The sequence below is a fragment of the Gordonia marina genome (genome assembly GCF_052036135.1).
In the GTDB taxonomy this organism is placed as follows: Bacteria; Actinomycetota; Actinomycetes; order Mycobacteriales; family Mycobacteriaceae; genus Gordonia.
The window spans coordinates 93,635-111,802 of the sequence record NZ_JBPSDN010000013.1; the positions used below are offsets into that span (position 1 = coordinate 93,635).

Genomic DNA, 18,168 nt, shown 5'->3' on the forward strand with positions numbered 1-18,168 from the left:
TGGTTGTCGGCGGTGACCGATAGATTCGGGGCATGACGGAGTCGAGCATGGCGGGGCCGATCCAGCTGAATCCGGCCCAGCAGGAGGTGGCCGGCCGGGTGATCGCCGCCCTGGCCGGGCCCGACGCCCGGCTGCGGCCCGACCAGGAGACGGCGGTCGCCGCGCTGGCGACGCCCGGCGCCCGCGCGCTGGTGGTGCAGGCGACCGGCTGGGGCAAGTCAGCGGTGTACTGGGCGGCGACGGCGGTGATCAGGCAGGCCGGCGCCGGGAACGCGGCGAGCGGGCCGAATCCGACCGGCGGTGGCCCGACGCTGATCGTGTCACCGTTGCTGTCGTTGATGCGCGACCAGGTCGCGGCGGCCACGCGGGCCGGTCTGCGGGCGGCGACGCTGAATTCGTCGAACGTCGACGACTGGGCGGCGATCGAGCACGACCTGACCGCCGGGGAGCTCGACGTTCTCCTGGTCTCCCCGGAACGACTCGCCAATCCCGGCTTCGGCCGCCGCGTGCTCGACACCCTCGCCGGGCGGCTCGGGCTGGTGGTGATCGACGAGGCGCACGCGATCTCCGACTGGGGCCACGACTTCCGGCCCGACTACCGGCGCGTCGCCGACGTCCTTCAGCGACTCAATCCGCAGACCTCGGTGCTGGCCACGACGGCCACCGCCAACGAGCGGGTGACCCACGACGTCGCGCAGCAACTGCAATCGGGCGGCGGTACCGAGACGCTGGTGCTCCGCGGGCCACTGGCCCGGAAGTCGTTGCACCTCAACGTGATCGATGGTCTCTCGCCGATCGAGCGGTACGGCTGGGTGGCCGACCAGCTGCCGTCGCTGCCGGGTTCGGGGATCGTCTACGTGCTGACCGTCGCCGACGCCGACCGGCTGGTGACGGCGATCCGGGCGGTGCACGGCGACGACTATCCGGTCGCCGCGTACACCGGCCAGCTGCCGCCGGACGAGCGTCACCGGCTGGAGGACGATCTGCTCGCCAACCGGGTCAAGGCCCTGGTCGCCACCTCCGCGCTGGGGATGGGTTTCGACAAACCCGATCTCGGCTTCGTGGTGCACGTGGGCGCACCGCCGTCACCGGTGTCGTACTACCAGCAGGTGGGTCGTGCCGGCCGTGCGCTCGACGAGGCCGTCGTGGTGCTGCTGGCGTCGGCGATGGACGAGGCCGTGTGGGAGTACTTCGCGACCGCCACCATCCCCGACCCGCAGCGGATGGAACGGCTGCTGTCCGCGATGGCCGCCGAGGACCGTCCCGTCAGCGTGCCGCAGTTGGAGGCGCTCACCGGCATGCGGCGCACGCGGGTGGAGTTGATGTGCAAGCAGCTCGCGGTCGACGGCGCAGTGGAACGGACCGCCGACGGCTGGGTCCGCACCGGGCAGGGCTGGTCGTATGACGCCGAGCACTACGCCGGGGTCCTGGCCGTGCGGCGGCGTGAGGCCGACATCATGCGCCGCTACATCGGCGGCCGCGACTGCCTGATGAAGCTGCTCACCCAGGCCCTTGACGATCCGCGCGCCGCCGATTGCGGGCGCTGCAGCGTGTGCCGCCGCGCCCTGACGCCGCCGCTGACCGAGACCGTTCCACGTGAAGCATTGGGTACGGTCTCCGCGGCGCTGCGACGGCAGGCGCAGGTCCTGGAGCCGCGCAAGATGTGGCCGGGCGGCGTCTTCGGTACCCGCGGCCGGATCCCGGCCGGACAGCTCGCCGAGACCGGGCGGGTGCTCGCCTTCGCCGATGCACCGCAGTGGGAGGACACCCTGCGGGCGATCCGGGGCTCCGGCGACGCCGCCGCACGCGAGCAGGCGTGGGACGAGCTGACCCGGGCCGCGGTCGAGGTGCTGGCCCAGTGGGGCCGGGCCGGGATCCGGCCGGAGCTGATCTGTGGGCTCGACCTCGGCACCGGTATGGCGACCGAACTCGCCGCGAGGTTGCGGGCGGTCGGCCGGCGTGGCGGCGACGACTATCCGGTGCAGCCGGGCCCCGGGCCGGGCCGGGACTCCAACGGCGCCGCCGAGGCGGCGCACTGGCGCGACCGGCTCGGCGAGCCGCCCGCCGGGACCGGCGAGAGCGTGCTGCTGGTCGTGGACGAGACCTCCTCGACCTGGCCGATCGCTCTCGCCGCGGCGGCGCTCCGCGAGGCCGGCGCGGGACCGGTACTGCCGCTGCTGATCCACCAGTCGGTCTGACGGCCCGGCCGCGCGATCGTGCGGATCTGGACGGTGCGGGCGAACTTGGACGGTGCGAGCGAACTTGGATTGTGCGGGCGCTACCTGACCAGCGGCGTCCGGAATCGCCCGCAGGATGGCGAAACGCCAGCACCGCCACCCGGACGAGGTCGCGTCGTCGACGACGCCCGGGGCGATCTGTCGCGGATCCTGCCGGGGCCGAAATCTGTCGCGGATTCGCCGACGGATCCGACAGGATCCGCGACGTCTGCCGCCCGGCGACAGGATCCGCGACGGATCACCGGCGCGGTGCGGCTCGGAGGTGGGTTCACACCTCAGCCAGCGGCCGACGAGCCGGCCCGCGGAAGGCTACGATCTGCGCATGACGTCGAACATCGTGATCGGGATCGTCGCCATCCTCGTGGGTGCCGTCTTCTGTCTGCGCGGCGTGGTGGCGATGCGCATCGTCATCACCGTCTGGGGCGCCTTCGTCGGCTTCAACTTCGGCGCGGGTCTGGTCTCTGCGATCGGCGACCAGGGATTTCTCACCTCGGCGCTGGGGTGGGTCGTCGGTATCCTGCTCGCGGTCGTCTTCGCGCTGCTGGCCTACCTCTACTACGCGGTGGCGGTCCTGCTGGCGATGGCGTCGATCGGCTTCGCGCTGGGCACCGCGGTGATGGCCGCCGTCGGCGTCGACTGGAACTGGCTGGTGATCGTGGTCGGCGTCGTGGTCGGCGTCCTGCTGGCCTGGGCCGCGCTCGCGATGAACCTGCCCGCCATCCTGCTCGTGGTGCTGAGCGCGCTCGGCGGCTCCACGGCCATCGTCGGCGGCCTGATGCTGCTGTCCGACACCATCCGCACCTCGGAGTTCAGCGACGGCGACGTGACCGCGCGCGTCTCGCACGGCTGGTGGTGGTACCTGCTGTACTTCGTGTTCGTGATCACCGGGATCATCGCGCAGGCCAAGGTGATCGGCCGCAACAGCGACCTGCAACAGCAGTGGTGACCGCGCCGGGGCGCGGCCACCGCGGCCGTCGTCGTCAGGAAGCGGGCTCGTCCGGCACGTTCTCCTGGTAGCCCATCGCCCGCAGCGAGGCGCGGATCCGGCGGGCGGACTCGTCCAGCACGTCCGGATCCGGGTTCTTCTCCGCGGCCCGCAGGTCGAACAGGTCCTCGCTCCACGCGGGGAACACGTGGATATGCAGGTGCGGCACCTCGAGGCCGGCGATCAGCAGACCCATGCGCGGGGCGTCGTAGGCCTCCTTGATGGCCCGTCCCAGCTTCTGCGAGACATCCGAGAGATGCGTGAACGTGGGGGTGTCGATCTGCTCCCAGTGGTCGATCTCCTTGCGCGGCACCACCAGCACGTGCCCCGGCGTGACGGGGTTGATGGTCAGGAACGCGACGCACTGGCCGTCCTTCCAGACGAAGCGCCCGGGCAGTTCTCCGTTGATGATCTTGCTGAAAATCGAAGCCATGACCTCAGCCTAGATGGCGCGGGCGGTGTCGGCACCCGGACCAGACAAGGGGCGGCCGGGCGACTCAGACCGCGCGCAGTATCGACAGGATCATGTCGGCGTGGACCTCGTACACCGGCGTCAGCAGCGTGTCCGAACCGTAGATCCAGGGACCGGAGCGGTCGCTGATCGACACGTGCGCGCCCTGCCCCTCCACGCGCGCCCGGATCGTCAGCGGAAGGTTCTCGCGGCCGAACCGATTGCACACGCCGAACAGCCGGTACAAGAACGCCGAACCGACCCAGCCCGACACTTCCCCGGACCCCGACTCGATGACGTGCGTGGCGACCCGGTGGAGCCGGACGACGATTTCGCGATACGGATCGGGCGCGTCGATCGCGATGTACTCGTCGTGCCGGTATCGGACACCGCCCCATCCCATACGAGTCACCGCCTTCTCAGTCGTCAGAGGAAGAGTAGGGCACGCATCCCACTGTGGTTCATCTCACGCGCCCGGCCCGGGCCGAAGGTCACTCCGGCAGATCGAGCCGTGGCAGGACGAACCAGAACCGCGCGCCCTCCCCCTGCCGGGACGCCACGCCGACGGTGCCGTCGTGCGCGGCGATCAGCGCGGCCACGATGGACAGGCCGAGGCCGCTGCCGCCGGACGACGAGTCACGGTGCCGGGAGTCGTCGCCCCGGTAGAAGCGCTCGAAGACGCGGTCGGCGTCGTCCTCCGACAGGCCCGGCCCCTGGTCGATCACTTCGACGCGCACCCGATGGTCGTCGGCGGACAGCTCGACGATGATCGGCGCGGGCTCGGGCGCGTGGGTGATCGCATTGCCGATCAGGTTCCGCAGCACCTGGGTGAGCCGGGCGGGATCGCCCTCCACGTACGGCGGCCGGTCACGATCGGTGCGGTCGACGACGATGATCTCCCGGTCGGTCGCCGCCGCGCGGGCCGCGGCCACCGCGTCGTCGACCAGACCCGGAATGTCCACCGGCGACTTGGCCAGCGGCCGCTGCGCGTCGAGCCGCGCGAGCATCAGCAGGTCCTCCACCAGCAGGCTCATCCGGTCGGCCTCCGCGGAGATCCGGGCGACGCCGTCCGCCGGATCGGGCATCATGCCGGCCCGGATCAGGTCGGAGAAGCCCTTGATCGAGGTCAGCGGGGTCCGCAGCTCGTGCGAGGCGTCGGCGACGAAGCGCCGCATCCTGTCCTCCGAGCCCCGGGCCCGCTCGGCGGACGCCCGGGCCTGCTGCTCGGACGCGCGCGTCGCGGCGAAGGCCGAATCGATCTGGCTGAGCATCGCGTTGAGCGACGACGCCAGGCTCGCGACCTCGGTCCCCTGCCGGAACTCGGGGACGCGCTGGTTGGACTCGCCACCGGCGATCGCGTGCGCGGTCTCCTCGACCCGCCGCAGCGGCCGCAGCGACGAGTTGACCAGCAGATAGCTGAGCAGGCCGAGCGCGGCGACCACCAGCAGGCCGATCCCGGCCTGCAGCCAGATCAATCGGCTGAGGGTGTCGTCGAGGTCCTTGAGCGGGGTGGCGACCACCACGCTGCTGGTGCCGTTGGTCCGCTGGATCACCCGCCAGTCCGGGCCACCGCTGGCCGACGGCACGGTCCGGGGACCGATGTCGCCGTTCGGGAGGCTGGACAGGTCCGGCAGCCAGTCGTAGTCGCTGACGGTGAACTGCTCGTTCCCGGCGCTGAGCTGGACGAAGAAGTTCGACGGCGGGCGGCGCGGTCCGGGACGGTGATCCGGGGTGCCGTCCCCCGGTTGCGGGAGGGGCCGGGCCCAGGTGTTGGTCGCCTCGATGAGGCTGCCGTCGACACGGTTCATCAGGTCACTGCGCATCGCGGAGGTGACCGCGACACCGGAGGCCACCAGCCCGACCACGACCAGCGCGAGGGTCAGCGCGACGAGCGAGATCCGCAGCGGGATCCCGCGTCGCCGGGCACGGGCCGGGGGTGGCGGGACGACCGACGGGGGCGCCGGAGCGGCCGGCGGCGGAGCGGCGGTCACGGCCCGGTCATTCCCGCGGCTCGCGCATCACGTAGCCGACCCCGCGCAGCGTGTGGATCAGCCGCTTGGGCCCGGTGTCGATCTTGCGCCGCAGGTACGACACGTACGACTCGACGACGTTCACCTCGCCGCCGAAGTCGTAGTTCCAGACGTGGTCCAGGATCCGCGGCTTGGACAGCACGGTCCCGGCGTTGACCATGAAGTAGCGCAGCAGGGTGAACTCGGTCGGCGAGAGCGCGACCAGTTCGCCGTTCTTGAACACCTCGTGCGTCTCGTCGTCCAGTTCCAGATCGGCGAACCGGATCCGGGTGGGCTCGGCGGCCTCGTCGCCGAAACCGCTGCGCCGCAGCAGCACCTCCAGCCGGGCGATCACCTCTTCCAAGCTGAACGGTTTGGTGACGTAGTCATCGCCGCCGATGGTCAGGCCATTGACCTTGTCGGCCACCGAATCCCGGGCCGAGAGGAACAGCGCGGGCGCCGAGATGCCGTCCGCCCGCAGTCGCCGCAGCACCCCGAAGCCGTCCATGCCCGGCATCATCACGTCGAGCACGACGACGTCCGGCCGCACCGATCTGGCCAGGTCGACGGCATTCGGCCCGTCGGTGGCGGTGGTGACGTCGTAGCCCTGGAACTTCAGCGAGACGGACAGCAGCTCGCGGATGTTCTCCTCGTCGTCGACGACGAGGACCTTCGCGGGCCGGGCAAGGCTCGATGAACTCATGGTCACCACAATCTACCGAGCCGCTGCATCCCGCCTGGATGATTCCTGTGAGGTCGCTGTCAGCGATGCCTGCGCGTCTGCGGCGACGGATAGCCGGTGACCAGCTTCTCCTCGCCGAGCCACGCGGCCAGTTCTTCGGCGCGCAGATCGAGCGCGCGACGCGCCGGTGCGGGCACGTCCTCCAGCAGCAGCACCTCGACGGACGACGACTCCGGGCGCCGGATCCAGCCGCCGACGATCCGGCCGTCCCACCACGCCGTCTGCCCACCGTTGCCGGTGGCGTCGAAGATCTCGGCGGCGTGCGGCCCCAAGTAGAAGTCGCGCTTCTTGTAGCCCATCGTGGTGGGATCCAGCTCCGGCAGGAGCAGGGCGCGCGGTGGCCCGGGCTCGACGTCGTCGAGGTCGTCGGGCAGCAGGTAGCCGACGTCGCCGGAGTCCAGGGCCACCTCGACCGCGTCGACTGCCGACAGGGTCTTGCGCACCGCGGTCTTGGTGGAGCCGAGCCACCAGACGAGGTCTTCTTCGGTACCCGGGCCGTAGGTGCGCAGCCAGCAGCGCACCAGCTCGGCATGGCCGTCGTCGGGCGTGGCGTGCGGCAGTTCCGCGCCCAGCCACGAGGTCATAGTGGTCCACGTGTTGCGGGCGGTGTTCCACGACCCGGCGCCGTCGCCGCGGACGATGTCGCCGCGGGCCGAGAGGTGATTCAGCAGGCGCGGCAGCATCGGCGCCGCCCCGCCGTAGGTCTTGCCCGGGTGCACGTCGACGGACAGGTCGTACTCGGGCAGCGCGGCCCGCAGCTGCGCAGTCGTGAGCGACTCGGCGGCGAGCGTCGCGAGCACCGCCTCGCTCGCCGCGGCGATCCAGCCCTCGGGGTCGGGTACCGCGGCCTCGGTGCCGCTGACCGGGCTCCGCCGCAGTTCGCGCAGCATGTTGGTCCGCTCCGACGCCGCCACCCGAGCGCCGATCGCCCCGACCGCGGCGGCCAGCAGCGGCCGGGTCAGCACGAACAGGGTGCGCCGCATCGCGAGCTGTTTGACCAGCGCCCGGTCGGCGTAGAGGGCGGACTCCAGGTCGCCGGGGCGCACGCGCGGGTCGCGGGCCCAGGCCGACAGGTGCACGGTCGACGACGTCGTCGCGTGAAGCCCCGCGAGCGTGCCGGCCAGTGCGACGGGCGAGTCCGCGGGCCGCGGTCCGGGCGCGGGGAACTGCCGGAGTTGCAGCCGGGCGCGTCGCTGATCGTCACCGATGGACGGACGCAATCGCCTCCACCTCCACCCGCTGACCCCGGTACGGGAGCGCCGCGACACCGAGCACGATCGCCGGCGGGGTCACCGCGAACCACTCGTCGACGATCCGCCAGACCTGGCCGAGCACGTCGTGGTCGTCGGTGACGACGTAGACGGTCAGCTTGACCAGGCCGTCCGGGCTCGCACCCGCGGCGGCGAGGACGGTGGCCAGATCGGCCAGGCAGCGGCGCGTCTGGGCCACCGGATCGCCGGGCGAGTCGAGGGCCCCAGACGAGTCGAGCGGCGAGATGCCCGCGGTGAACAGCGTGTCCCCCGCCGGCGCCACCGCGGCGTGCGAGAACCCGCCGTCGTGCAGTCCCGCGGCGTGGATCCGCCGGACGCCGGGCCCGCTCACCGGAAGCTCAGCACGTCGGAACCCCAGGCGCGCAACAGGTTCCGGTCCAGTTCGGTCACCGCGGTGTCCTCGGCGCCGATCAGGAGGGAATGCTGACCGTCGGTGGTGTACGGCTGCCAGAGCGCCGGGGAGTCGGCGACGGGATCACCGCCGGCGGCGAAGCCGAGCCAGCGCTGCTGCATCCGCCGGCGCACTTTGGCGCCGGTCTTGCGGCCGCCGAGCCGGTAGCTGATGTCGAGCTTGGTCGACGCCGGGTTGCCCCACACGTACGGCAGCTCGGTGGCGTGGGTGGCGCCGATCCCGAGGACCCGGAACAGCGGCGTAGCCCAGTCGTACCGGTAGAGGTGGACCGGGGCGCGGCGGCTGTGCGCTTCGGCGATCCAGAGCGCGGGCATCCGGAACGCGAGGTCGCGGGAGATGCCCATGGACTTGGCCGAACTGCGGCCGCGGTACGCACCGGAGACCTGGTCCTCGGGCGGGATGGCGAGCTCGGGCTGCTCCTGCGCGATCAGGTCGAACATGGCGCCGACCTGCTCCTGCGTGACCGGCATCAGCGGCGCCTTCATCCATTTGAAGAGCGACGTCTCGTCGCGGTTGGTGCCGATCATCAGCGGCACGTCGTGCGCGTCGCCCGCCTGGATCGCCTCCACCGGATCGCGCGGCACCAGATCGCCGTCGACCACCGGCGCGTAGGCGATGGTGCCCGGGTAGCGGATCGGGACGTCGTTGAAGACGCGGGTGCTGGCCGTGACCAGCGCGGCCACCGGCAGGCCCCGCAGTTGCTCCGCGGTGGCGCCTTCCGGCGCGTGCAATTCGGAGAGCAGGAGTTCGGTGTGGCGGACCCCGCGCTCGTGGTCGTAGATGCTGGTCGCCGGGGAGCTCTGGGCGATCGCGCGGGCGAACAGGCCCTCCGCGGCAGGGACGGCGAGCAGCGTGGTGACCAGGCCGCCGCCGGCCGACTCGCCGAAGACCGTGACGCGGTCCGGGTCGCCGCCGAAGCGCTCGATGTTCGCCCGCACCCAGCGCAGGGCCTGCACCACGTCCGACAGGCCACAGTTGGCGTCGAATGCGGCCTCGTCCCCGGTGAGATCGCCGAAGTGCGCGAAGCCGAGCGCGCCCATCCGGTAGTTGAGGGTGACGACGACGGCGGGCAGTTCCTCGTCGAGCGAGGCCCGGACCAGCGCGGTGCCGTCGTACAGGGGCTGACTCCCGGAGCCGCAGATGTACGCCCCGCCGTGCAGCCACACGAGCACCGGGCGGCGCTCGCCCTCGGCGGCGGCGCCCGCGGGCGACCAGATGTTCAGGTAGAGGCAGTCCTCGTCGCTCGTAGTGCCCGGCCCGAGATCGATCACCGGCATGGTCGGCTGCGGACAGACCGGCCCGAAGCCGGTGGCATCGCGCGGCTCAGTCCACGGCTGCGGGTCGCGAGCGCGGCGCCAGCGCAGCGGGCCGACCGGCGGTGCCGCGAACGGAATACCGCGCCAGACGTCCACGTCGGCGTCGCGGGATCCGCGCACCGGGCCGAAGGTGGTCTCGACGGTCACTGCGTCTGCACTCACGGTCTCCAGTGTGCCGCACCGGGAGTCGACCGGCCCGGGAGAGATGTGGATCACTTTGTTTCCCGATTCGAGATACGCCCCACTCGCGCGCCGCCGATCACCGCGCCGGGCGCCCGCCCGAAACCCGCGACACGCTGGGCATTCGCCGTCGGGCGACGCGGTACCGGCACCTTACCGGCAGGTAACACGGACGTGACTCCGCAACGACCGTGTGGTCCACTGACCACCGCGACAATAAGACAGTTACCGAAATCTGTCTCATTGTCCTGATCGCACCGTTCGTTCCGGGCCGGTGCGCAATCGGCACGACACCGAAGGACCCCGTCATGTCTCGCACGGCCACCCGCCGCCACACCCGCCTGGGCGCCGCAGCCCTGGCGCTGGCCACCGCCGTCACCGTCGTCGGCTCCGCGCTCACCGCCGCACCCGCGACGGCCGCCCCGCTCGACCGCTACCTGAACCTGCCGACGGTCAACCGCGACGCCGCGCACGGCCCGGGTGGCATCAACCCGATACTGCCCACCGACGTCCCGACGCTGAAGAAGCTGGTCGAGGCGGCCCGCGCCGACGGCGACGCCCCGTCGTCGTACCGGGCGCTGCTCCTCCAGTACTGGCTGGCCGAGGCGACCCACGCGGCCGGGATCGACCTGAAGTCGTGGGATCCGCGCGCCGGCGTGACGGCCAACCGCGGCAATCTGATCAAGTCGTACCGCTACTACGAGAACCTGCAGCTGGCGCACCGCGAACTGCAGTGGGCGGGCATGGCGGGCATGGTCGGCGCCGACTTCGGCGGCGGCCTGGCCGACTTCGAGCTCGCCACCAACGTCTACCGGATCGGGCAGCTGCAGCCGATCGCCAACGCGATCGTCTCCGAGACCAACCGCACCCTGGGTCCGGTCTTCGTCGACAAGCTCCCGGCCGGCCTGCGCGCCCTGGCCCGCGTCGGCGCCGTCATCTCCGCCGCCGACCTGTACAAGGTCCAGGGCGACATCCTGGTGATGCAGAAGAACATCTTCACCGACCTGATGCCGCAGCACCGGGCGTACGTCACCGGAGGCCTGCCTGCGCTCCGCGAGATGCACGCGGCCGGGCTGATGAGCGACGACATCCTGCATGCCTGGGAGCAGATCGCCTCCAAGCAGCCCGACGCCGTGGCCGCGGGCAACGCCCGCCTGCTGCGTCGTGAGCAGGGCGAGGTGATCAAGGACCAGTGGGACGCCGTGCGCGCCTACAAGGGCGACATCGGCGAGGCCCTCACCTACGCCACCACCATCGCCGGATCGCCGTCGGTGGCCGGCGTGGTGCCGCCCCGCTCGTTCCACCCGATGCAGGTGACCGGTACCGGCCCCGACGGCCGGACCGCCACGCTCACCCTGCCGCTGGCGACCTGGAACTGGTCGGTGTACCCCGAGCGCTGGGAGTACATCACCGAGCAGCTGCTGCCCAAGTACAAGAACCTGGTCGACAACCACTGGGCCACCCTCCGCGCCCAGCTGCAGGTGCCCTACGAGCAGCAGTTCGAGTCGCACCGGCCGATCTGGAACATCGGTCCGACGCTGCAGTCCGCCCTCGACACGATGAAGGTGACCTACCAGTGAAACGCGCTCTCACCACCGCTCTCGCGACGGTCGGCACCGCCGCCGTCCTCGTCGGCGCCGTCGCCGCACCGGCCGCCGCCACCCCCAACCGCACGCCCGGCCTCGGCGAGGTGTTCAACGGCTACGTCGTCGGCACCTTCACCGGAGCGAAGCTCGCGAGCCCCGAAGAGATCCTGCGGCCGCTCTCACCGGGCGACCCGTTCTATACCGAGCCCGCGCTGAAGCCGTCGGACACCCCGGGCACCGTGCTCAAGGCGAAGAAGGTCGACGTCCAGTTCCTCGGCGTGAAGCCGGGCAAGCTCGACGCGTGGAAGACGATGTACGTCACCACCGATCTGCAGGGCCGCCGCGACATCAGCACCGGCATCGTGATGATCCCGCGCGACGGCCGGAAGAACTCCGAACGCAAGGTCGTCGGCTACCAGATGGCCAACGACAGCGTCGGCGGCAACTGCCACCCCTCGGCGATGTGGACCGGCGCCGATCCGATGGACGGTGCGTCGTGGTCGGCGCTCGGGCCGCTGGCCCAGCTCCTCGGCAAGGGCTACGCCGTCGTGATCTCGGACGTCGGTAACAACGGCGACCTGAGCCCGCACGGTGTCTTCGCCGGCCGGTACAGCGCGATGACCACGCTCGACGGCCTGCGCGCCGCGCTGAGCCTGCACGACGCCGGGCTCTCCGCGAAGGCCCCGATCGGACTGTTCGGGATCGCCGGCGGCGGCGTGGGCGCCGGTTTCGCGAGCGAGCTGGCACCGTCGTACGCGCCGGAGCTGAACATCCGCGCCACCGTCTTGGAGGGCATGGTGGTGAACTACCGCAACTTCATCCGCACCGCCGACGGCTCGGTCGGCTCCGGATTCGCGATGGCCACCCTGCTCGGCCTGGAACCGCATTACCCGGAGATGAAGATCGACGCCAAGCTCAACCCCACCGGCCGGGCGATCGCCGACTACTACCGCGGCCAGTGCCAGACGCCCGCCTACTTCACGATGCCGATGGTCCCACTGCGCACCCTGTTCAACGGGCGGAACCCCGCCGACATCGGCGACTTCCAGCACGCCTACCGCGACAATCTCCTCGGCAAGGGCACGCCCGCCAAGAGCAACCGGATCCTGATCGCGTCGTGCGGGGCCGACGACTCCCCGATGTCGCTGGTGCCGGCCGCCGATTCGCGGAAGCTCGCGGGTCAGTGGCGCGGCCGTGGTGCCCGCGTCGACTACCAGCCGACCGACTGCAGCATGGTGAAGTTCCTGACCGACATGTACGGCTGGGGCACCGACCTGTTCGGCATGCAGACCGTCGACTGGCTGAACGCCGCACTGAAGGCCTGACCCGACAGGCCGATCCCCCCGGACGGGCCCGCCGTGGAGAGTCGTGACGACTCCTCTCGGCGGGCCCGCGTGCGTGTCGCAGGACGGCGCTACCGTGGTCGCCATGAACGTTCCGTTGATCCTGCGCGACGAGCCCTTCACCGAACCGACCGAGGTGACGCTGCCCGAGGGCGTGGTCACCGTGAACGAGTTCTCCGAGGCGGTCTCCCTCGCCGACCTGCCGGCCATCTTCGACGCCGGCTACTCCTCGCTCGCCGAGGCCGGCCCGATCGGGCCGGGCTACGCCCTGTACTCCGGGCCGCCGAGCGGCTGGTTCGACCTGGAGATCGGCTTTCCGGTCGCGGCCGCGCCCGCCGGCTTCACCGCGGGCACCTTCCCGGCCGGTCGTGCGCTCGCCCTGAGCCACGTCGGCCCCTACGACACCCTCGGCGATTCCTGGGGCTCGCTGATGGAGTCGTTCGCCGCGCGCGACCTGGGTGAGCCCCGGCTGATCGCCGAGGTCTACGCCACCGATCCCTCGGTCACTCCCGCCGCCGACCTCCGGACGGATCTGTTCGTTCTGTACTGAGCCGCGAGCGCGGGCAGCACGGCGCGGTAGCGCGGGTAGCACTGCACTGGCATACCGAAACGCGATGACCTGGGCCGATGTGGAGCCCCCTGTCGGGTTTGAACCGACGACCTACGCTTTACAAGAGCGTTGCTCTACCGCTGAGCTAAGGAGGCAGGTGCGTGCGTGAGTATATCCGCCGTGGCCTGAACCGTATCCTCGGCTCCGACCAGGCGACGATCGACACGATCGAGCCGGGCCGCATCGTCGTCACCCCGCGGAAGCCGATCGACCTGCACGACGAGGCCGCGATCACCGAGGTCCTCGACCTCGCCGCCCGCATCGGCGCGGTCCTGCTCGACTCGGGCACCGGGGCGATCGACACCCGCGACCAGGTGGCCTTCGTCGCGGGCATCTACGGGCTCGACGACGTCGACGTGGACGTCACCTTCAACACCGTCCTGATCTGCGCCCGGCGCGGCAGCACCCTTCCGCCGATCACCGCCTCGCGCACCGTCGCCTACCGATCCCTCGACTTCACGCGCCTCGCCGAGACGGACCGCCTGGTGCGCCGCATCCGCAGTCTGGCGATCAGTCCGGCGTCGGCGCACCGGATCGTCGACGTGATCATCGCCGCCCCGCACCCGTACGCGCGGTGGATCTCGACGCTCGCGTGGGGCGTGATGGCCTACGGCGTCGCGGTCTTCCTCGCCGCGGGCTGGCTGATCGGCCTCACCGCGTTCCTGTCCTCGGTCTCGATCGTGGTGATCAACCGCTACCTCAACCGGATCGGCACGCCACCGTTCTTCCAGCAGATGACCGGCGGGTTCGTGGCCGTGCTCCCGGCGGCCGTGCTGTTCCGGATACTGGAGTTCACCAGCTACGACATCAATCCGGCGAAGATCATCGCCGCCGGGATCGTGGTGCTGCTGTCCGGGCTGTCGCTGGTCGGCGCCGTGCAGGATGCGATCACCGGGGCCCCGATCACCGGCACGGCGCGGTTCACCGAGGTCCTGGTGATGACCGGCGGCATCCTGGTGGGTGTCGCCCTGGCCGTGCGGTTCGTCGGACTGTTCGGCATCGAGCTGCCGGAGCTGACCACCATCGCCCCGTTCGGCGCCTCGGATCTGCCGGCCCGGATCATCGGCGGCGCGATCGTCTCCGGCGGTTTCGCCGCGGCGAGTTACGCCGAACGACGCGCCCTGCCCGCGGCGATCGTGTCCGGCGCACTCGGTTCGGGCGTGCAGGGCGTCATGGCCGTCTACAGCACCAGCCCGCTCATCGGCTACGCGGCCGCCGCGGTGGTGGTCGGCCTCATCGGCGGCGTCGCCGCCCGCCGCGCCCTCACCCCGCCGCTGGTCATCGCCATCGCCGGCATCACCCCGATGCTCCCCGGCCTCGCCATCTACCGCGGCATGTACGGGCTGCTCAACAACGACCCCGGTCGCGGCGGCGCCGAGATGGCGACCGCCTTCGCACTCGGCTGCGCCCTGGCCGCCGGTGTGACCCTCGGCGAGTTCATCGCCCGCCGCCTGCGCAGACCGCATCTGTCACCGGCCATTCCGGACGCGCTCCGCCACGTCCGTCCTCCCGTGCCCCCGCTGACGCCCCGGCGGATCCGCGATCGGGCCCGCCGGCGCCGGCCCCCGCCACGCGGTCCCGCATGACAACGGCACCGGGGCGGGTCACGCGTGCAGACAGCGATCGTGAGTCGCCGGGGCGCCGCCGTCGTGCACGGGCGGCACGCGGCACTTGACCCTCCCGCGACGTCAGGGCTCACGATGGTTCCCATGACGGCTTCCTCCCGCGGCGACGCTCAGTGGACGGTCGGCCGGCTCGCCGAGCTGACCGGCGTCACGGTGCGCACCCTGCACCACTACGACGCGATCGGCCTGCTCACGCCGAGCGGCCGCTCCACGGCGGGCTATCGCCTATACGACGCCGCCGACCTGGCGCGGCTGCAGCAGGTGGTGCTCTACCGGCGGCTGGAACTGCCGCTGGACGAGATCGCCGAGCTGCTGGATGCGAACATCTCGCCCGAGGCACACCTGGCCAGGCAACGGGCCGCCGTCATCGCCCGGCGCGACGAGCTCACCGAGCTGGTCGGCGCCATCGACCGAGCATTGGAGAGAACCATGGATCAGCGACCGGCCACCGACACCGAACTGCGCGAGATATTCGGCGACGGTTTCGCCGACGAGTACCAGGCCGAGGCGCGGGAGCGCTGGGGCGACACCGACGCCTGGAAGCAGTCGGCCGCGCGCACCCAGCGGTACACGAAGGCCGACTGGGCCGCGATCAAGGCGGACATGGACGCGATCAACGACGCCTTCGCCGCGGCCAAGCGGGCGGGCGAACCGGCCGACGGCACGGTCGCGACGGCCGTCGCCGAACGCGCCCGGCGGCACATCGACGACCGCTTCTACGACTGCCCGCCGTCGTTCCATGCGTGCCTCGGCGAGATGTACGTCGCCGACCCCCGATTCGCCGCCACCTACGACGACCTCGAACCGGGTCTCGCCCGGTACGTCCGGGATGCGATCGTCGCCAATGCGGGCCTCGCGAACCGGCCGAGCGCTGAGCATCCGGCGACGGGCGGGTAGAATCGCGGCCATGCCTCCCAAGACGACCGACCTTGTCGATGACGAAGAACTGGATCCGGTAGCCGACGAGACCGCCAACTCCGCACGCCGCGTGGTCGCGGCCTACGCGACCGACGCCGACGAGTGCGTGATGCTCTTCAACATGCTGGGCATCGCGCCGGGGGAGACCGACTGACGCGATGGCGGGCTCACAGTTCGTCGTCGTCGCCAATCGTCTCCCGGTCAATAAGCAGGTAGCCCCGGACGGCACCGTCTCCTGGACGCGCGCCCCCGGCGGCCTGGTCACCGCTCTCGCCCCGGTCTTCGACCGGCAGCCGGGCGCGTGGGTCGGGTGGACCGGTAGCCCGGACTGCGCCGACGACCCGCAGGTCGACGGCATCGACATCCACGCGGTGCCGCTCAGCGCCGCCGAGGTCGAGGACTACTACGAGGGCTTCAGCAACGCCACCCTGTGGCCGCTGTACCACGACGTTCTGGTGAAACCCGCCTACCGGCACGACTGGTGGGACGCCTACGTGTCGGTGAACCGGCGGTTCGCCGAGGCCGCGGCCGAGGCCGCCGCGCCCGGTGCCCTGGTCTGGGTGCAGGACTACCAGCTGCAGCTGGTGCCCGCCATGCTCCGCGAGCTGCGGCCCGATGTGAAGATCGGCTTCTTTCTGCACATCCCGTTCCCGCCGTACGAGCTGTTCAGCCAGCTCCCCTGGCGACGGGAGATCCTGGAGGGACTGCTCGGCGCCGACCTGGTGGGCTTCCATCTGCCCGGCGGCGCGCAGAACTTCCTGGCCCTGTGCCGCCGCATCCTGGGAGTGGACGCGTCGACCGGGCCCGTCGGCGTGCGGGAGGACTTCGGCACCGTGCCCGTCGGCGACCGCATCGTGGCGGCCGGCTGCTTCCCCATCTCCATCGACTCGGCCGGGGTGGCCGGACAGGCCGCCGGTGCGGCCGTCCAGCGCCGCGCGATCGCGATCCGCGAGAGCCTCGGCAACCCGCGCACGCTGCTTCTGGGCGTCGACCGGCTCGACTACACCAAGGGCATCGACGTCCGGCTCGCCTCGCTGGAACGGCTCTTCGCCACCGGACGGCTGGACCCGGCCGACACCGTCTTCGTGCAACTCGCCAGCCCGAGCCGGGAGAACGTCGACAGCTACGCGGCGTTGCGCGACGAGGTGGAACGCACCGTCGCCCACATCAACGGCACCTACGGGACGGTCGACGCACCGCCGGTCCGCTACCTGCTGCAACCGGTCCCCCGCGACGAGTTGCTCGCCTACTTCGTGGCCGCGGACGTCACCCTGGTGACCCCGCTGCGCGACGGCATGAACCTGGTGACCAAGGAGTACCTCGCGGCCCGCCACGACCTCGGCGGCGCACTGGTGCTGAGCGAGTTCACCGGCGCCTCGATGGAACTCGGAGAGGCGTACCTGATGAATCCGTACGACGAGGTGTCGACGGACGACGCGGTGGTCGCCGCCGTGACCGACGACGACGCGGAGCGCCGCCGCCGCATGACGGCGCTGCGCGAGCAGGTGATGACACACGACGTCGACCTGTGGGCGCAGAGCTTCCTGACCGCCCTGCAACAGCAGTCCAGCTGAGGGAGACGACGGTGACCGCGAACGGAATCACTGCGGAACTGCGTGCGGCGCTCGACGACTTCTGCCGGCTCGACCGGGTGCTGGTGGCCTCCGACTACGACGGCTGCGTCGCCCCGATCCAGCCGCGGCCGGAACTCGCCGTGCCCAACCCGGCGTCGATCGACGCCCTGCGGGCATGCGCGTCGCGGCCCGGCACGCTGGCCGCACTGGTGTCCGGACGCGCCCGTGACGATCTGGCCGCCATGTCCGGTGCCGCCGCTCCCCTCGTGCTGGTGGGCAGCCACGGCGCCGAGTTCGAGAGCGGCTTCGACGCGCCGCTCACCGAGGACCAGGGCCGGCTGCTGGCCCGCATCGTCGCCGAGTTCGATTCCCTCGCTTCGCGGTTCGCCGGCACCAGCGTCGAGGTGAAGCCGGCCAGCACCACCCTGCACGTGCGCAACGCCTCCGCCGACGACGCCGCTGCCGCGATGGCTCTGGCGGAGTCCGGACCGGCCGGCTGGCCCGGCGTGCACGTGACCCGAGGCAAGGCGGTGATCGAGCTCGCCGTGATCGAGACCAGTAAGGGACTCGCGCTCGACCGCCTCCGGAAGTCGTTCGATGCGGCGGCCGTCCTCTATCTCGGCGACGACGTGACCGACGAGAAGGCCTTCGCCCATCTGCGGCGCCGGGACGGCAGCCCGGCCGGTCGCGACGTCGGCATCAAGGTCGGGGCGGGCGACACGGTCGCCGAATTCCGCGTGCCGGGCACCGACGACGTCGCCACCGTCCTGGAGTACGTCGCGGCCGGCCGGCCGAGCTGACCGAAGAGCCGGTCATTCCCGGCAGAACGGCCAGATTCCTTGGTCCTCGGTAATGGCCGGGTACCGAAGCAGCGATAAACTCTTCGACCGGACCACCCGTTTTCGCCCC

General features: G+C 71.3%; 17 protein-coding genes and 1 tRNA gene. 10 read left to right on the forward strand and 8 right to left on the reverse strand.

All coding sequences use genetic code 11. The features are described 5' to 3' along the window. Positions 1-32 precede the first annotated feature (32 nt). Together ACSEEN_RS10630 and ACSEEN_RS10635 are read left to right on the forward strand one after the other, a co-directional pair. The gene (locus tag ACSEEN_RS10630) at positions 33-2,198 is read left to right on the forward strand and encodes a RecQ family ATP-dependent DNA helicase (RefSeq protein ID WP_440713144.1); all 2,166 of its coding nucleotides are present in this window, start codon (positions 33-35) and stop codon (positions 2,196-2,198) included. A 361-nt stretch (positions 2,199-2,559) separates the two neighbouring features. After that, entirely contained in the window at positions 2,560-3,183 is a 624-nt protein-coding gene (locus ACSEEN_RS10635; protein WP_440713145.1) for a TM7S3/TM198-like domain-containing protein, read from the forward strand. Positions 3,184-3,217: 34 nt separating this feature from the next. On the opposite strand, the gene ACSEEN_RS10640 is transcribed toward ACSEEN_RS10635, so the two are convergent. The 7 genes from ACSEEN_RS10640 to ACSEEN_RS10670 all read right to left on the reverse strand — a co-directional run bounded on the left by ACSEEN_RS10640 (position 3,218) and on the right by ACSEEN_RS10670 (position 9,585). Next, positions 3,218-3,655 (reverse strand): HIT family protein, encoded by a 438-nt coding sequence (locus tag ACSEEN_RS10640; RefSeq protein ID WP_247865203.1) that lies wholly within the window; start codon positions 3,653-3,655, stop codon positions 3,218-3,220. Positions 3,656-3,719: 64 nt separating this feature from the next. Then, positions 3,720-4,085, reverse strand: coding sequence for a hypothetical protein (locus ACSEEN_RS10645; RefSeq protein ID WP_440713146.1), 366 nt, complete (start codon positions 4,083-4,085; stop codon positions 3,720-3,722). A gap of 79 nt (positions 4,086-4,164) precedes the next feature. After that, complete coding sequence (locus ACSEEN_RS10650) at positions 4,165-5,664, reverse strand: sensor histidine kinase (protein WP_440713147.1); 1,500 nt, start codon at positions 5,662-5,664, stop codon at positions 4,165-4,167. A 7-nt stretch (positions 5,665-5,671) separates the two neighbouring features. Next, positions 5,672-6,385, reverse strand: coding sequence for a response regulator transcription factor (locus tag ACSEEN_RS10655; protein ID WP_247865206.1), 714 nt, complete (start codon positions 6,383-6,385; stop codon positions 5,672-5,674). 59 nt (positions 6,386-6,444) lie between these two features. Continuing rightward, positions 6,445-7,644 (reverse strand): winged helix DNA-binding domain-containing protein, encoded by a 1,200-nt coding sequence (locus tag ACSEEN_RS10660; protein ID WP_440713148.1) that lies wholly within the window; start codon positions 7,642-7,644, stop codon positions 6,445-6,447. Next, positions 7,625-8,026 (reverse strand): RidA family protein, encoded by a 402-nt coding sequence (locus ACSEEN_RS10665; protein ID WP_440713149.1) that lies wholly within the window; start codon positions 8,024-8,026, stop codon positions 7,625-7,627. Before ACSEEN_RS10665 ends, ACSEEN_RS10660 begins: the two co-directional genes overlap by 20 nt. Further along, positions 8,023-9,585, reverse strand: a complete 1,563-nt coding sequence (locus ACSEEN_RS10670; RefSeq protein ID WP_440713150.1) for a carboxylesterase/lipase family protein — start codon at positions 9,583-9,585, stop codon at positions 8,023-8,025. The genes ACSEEN_RS10665 and ACSEEN_RS10670 overlap by 4 nt, the downstream gene beginning before the upstream one ends. A 326-nt stretch (positions 9,586-9,911) precedes the next feature. On the opposite strand from ACSEEN_RS10670, the gene ACSEEN_RS10675 reads away from it, so the two are divergent. The 3 genes from ACSEEN_RS10675 (at position 9,912) to ACSEEN_RS10685 (ending at position 13,082) form a co-directional block, all read left to right on the forward strand. Next, the gene (locus tag ACSEEN_RS10675; RefSeq protein ID WP_440713151.1) at positions 9,912-11,183 is read left to right on the forward strand and encodes a hypothetical protein; all 1,272 of its coding nucleotides are present in this window, start codon (positions 9,912-9,914) and stop codon (positions 11,181-11,183) included. Further along, entirely contained in the window at positions 11,180-12,514 is a 1,335-nt protein-coding gene (locus ACSEEN_RS10680; protein ID WP_440713152.1) for a lipase family protein, read from the forward strand. Before ACSEEN_RS10675 ends, ACSEEN_RS10680 begins: the two co-directional genes overlap by 4 nt. Positions 12,515-12,617: 103 nt before the next feature. After that, positions 12,618-13,082, forward strand: a complete 465-nt coding sequence (locus ACSEEN_RS10685) for a GyrI-like domain-containing protein (RefSeq protein WP_247865211.1) — start codon at positions 12,618-12,620, stop codon at positions 13,080-13,082. An 80-nt stretch (positions 13,083-13,162) separates the two neighbouring features. On the opposite strand, the gene ACSEEN_RS10690 is transcribed toward ACSEEN_RS10685, so the two are convergent. Then, positions 13,163-13,237 (reverse strand) — tRNA-Thr (locus tag ACSEEN_RS10690). A gap of 6 nt (positions 13,238-13,243) precedes the next feature. Here ACSEEN_RS10690 and ACSEEN_RS10695 point away from each other — a divergent pair. The 5 genes from ACSEEN_RS10695 (at position 13,244) to otsB (ending at position 18,059) form a co-directional block, all read left to right on the forward strand. Continuing rightward, complete coding sequence (locus tag ACSEEN_RS10695) at positions 13,244-14,728, forward strand: threonine/serine exporter family protein (protein WP_298444198.1); 1,485 nt, start codon at positions 13,244-13,246, stop codon at positions 14,726-14,728. A 123-nt stretch (positions 14,729-14,851) separates the two neighbouring features. Beyond that, positions 14,852-15,664: a MerR family transcriptional regulator gene (locus ACSEEN_RS10700; RefSeq protein WP_371307217.1), complete on the forward strand. Its 813-nt coding sequence runs from the start codon at positions 14,852-14,854 to the stop codon at positions 15,662-15,664. A gap of 10 nt (positions 15,665-15,674) precedes the next feature. After that, positions 15,675-15,839, forward strand: a complete 165-nt coding sequence (locus ACSEEN_RS10705; protein ID WP_247865235.1) for a hypothetical protein — start codon at positions 15,675-15,677, stop codon at positions 15,837-15,839. A 4-nt stretch (positions 15,840-15,843) separates the two neighbouring features. Then, entirely contained in the window at positions 15,844-17,259 is a 1,416-nt protein-coding gene (locus tag ACSEEN_RS10710) for an alpha,alpha-trehalose-phosphate synthase (UDP-forming) (protein WP_298444202.1), read from the forward strand. Between the two features lie 11 nt (positions 17,260-17,270). Then, entirely contained in the window at positions 17,271-18,059 is a 789-nt protein-coding gene (otsB, locus tag ACSEEN_RS10715; protein WP_298444204.1) for a trehalose-phosphatase, read from the forward strand. Positions 18,060-18,168: the final 109 nt, after the last annotated feature.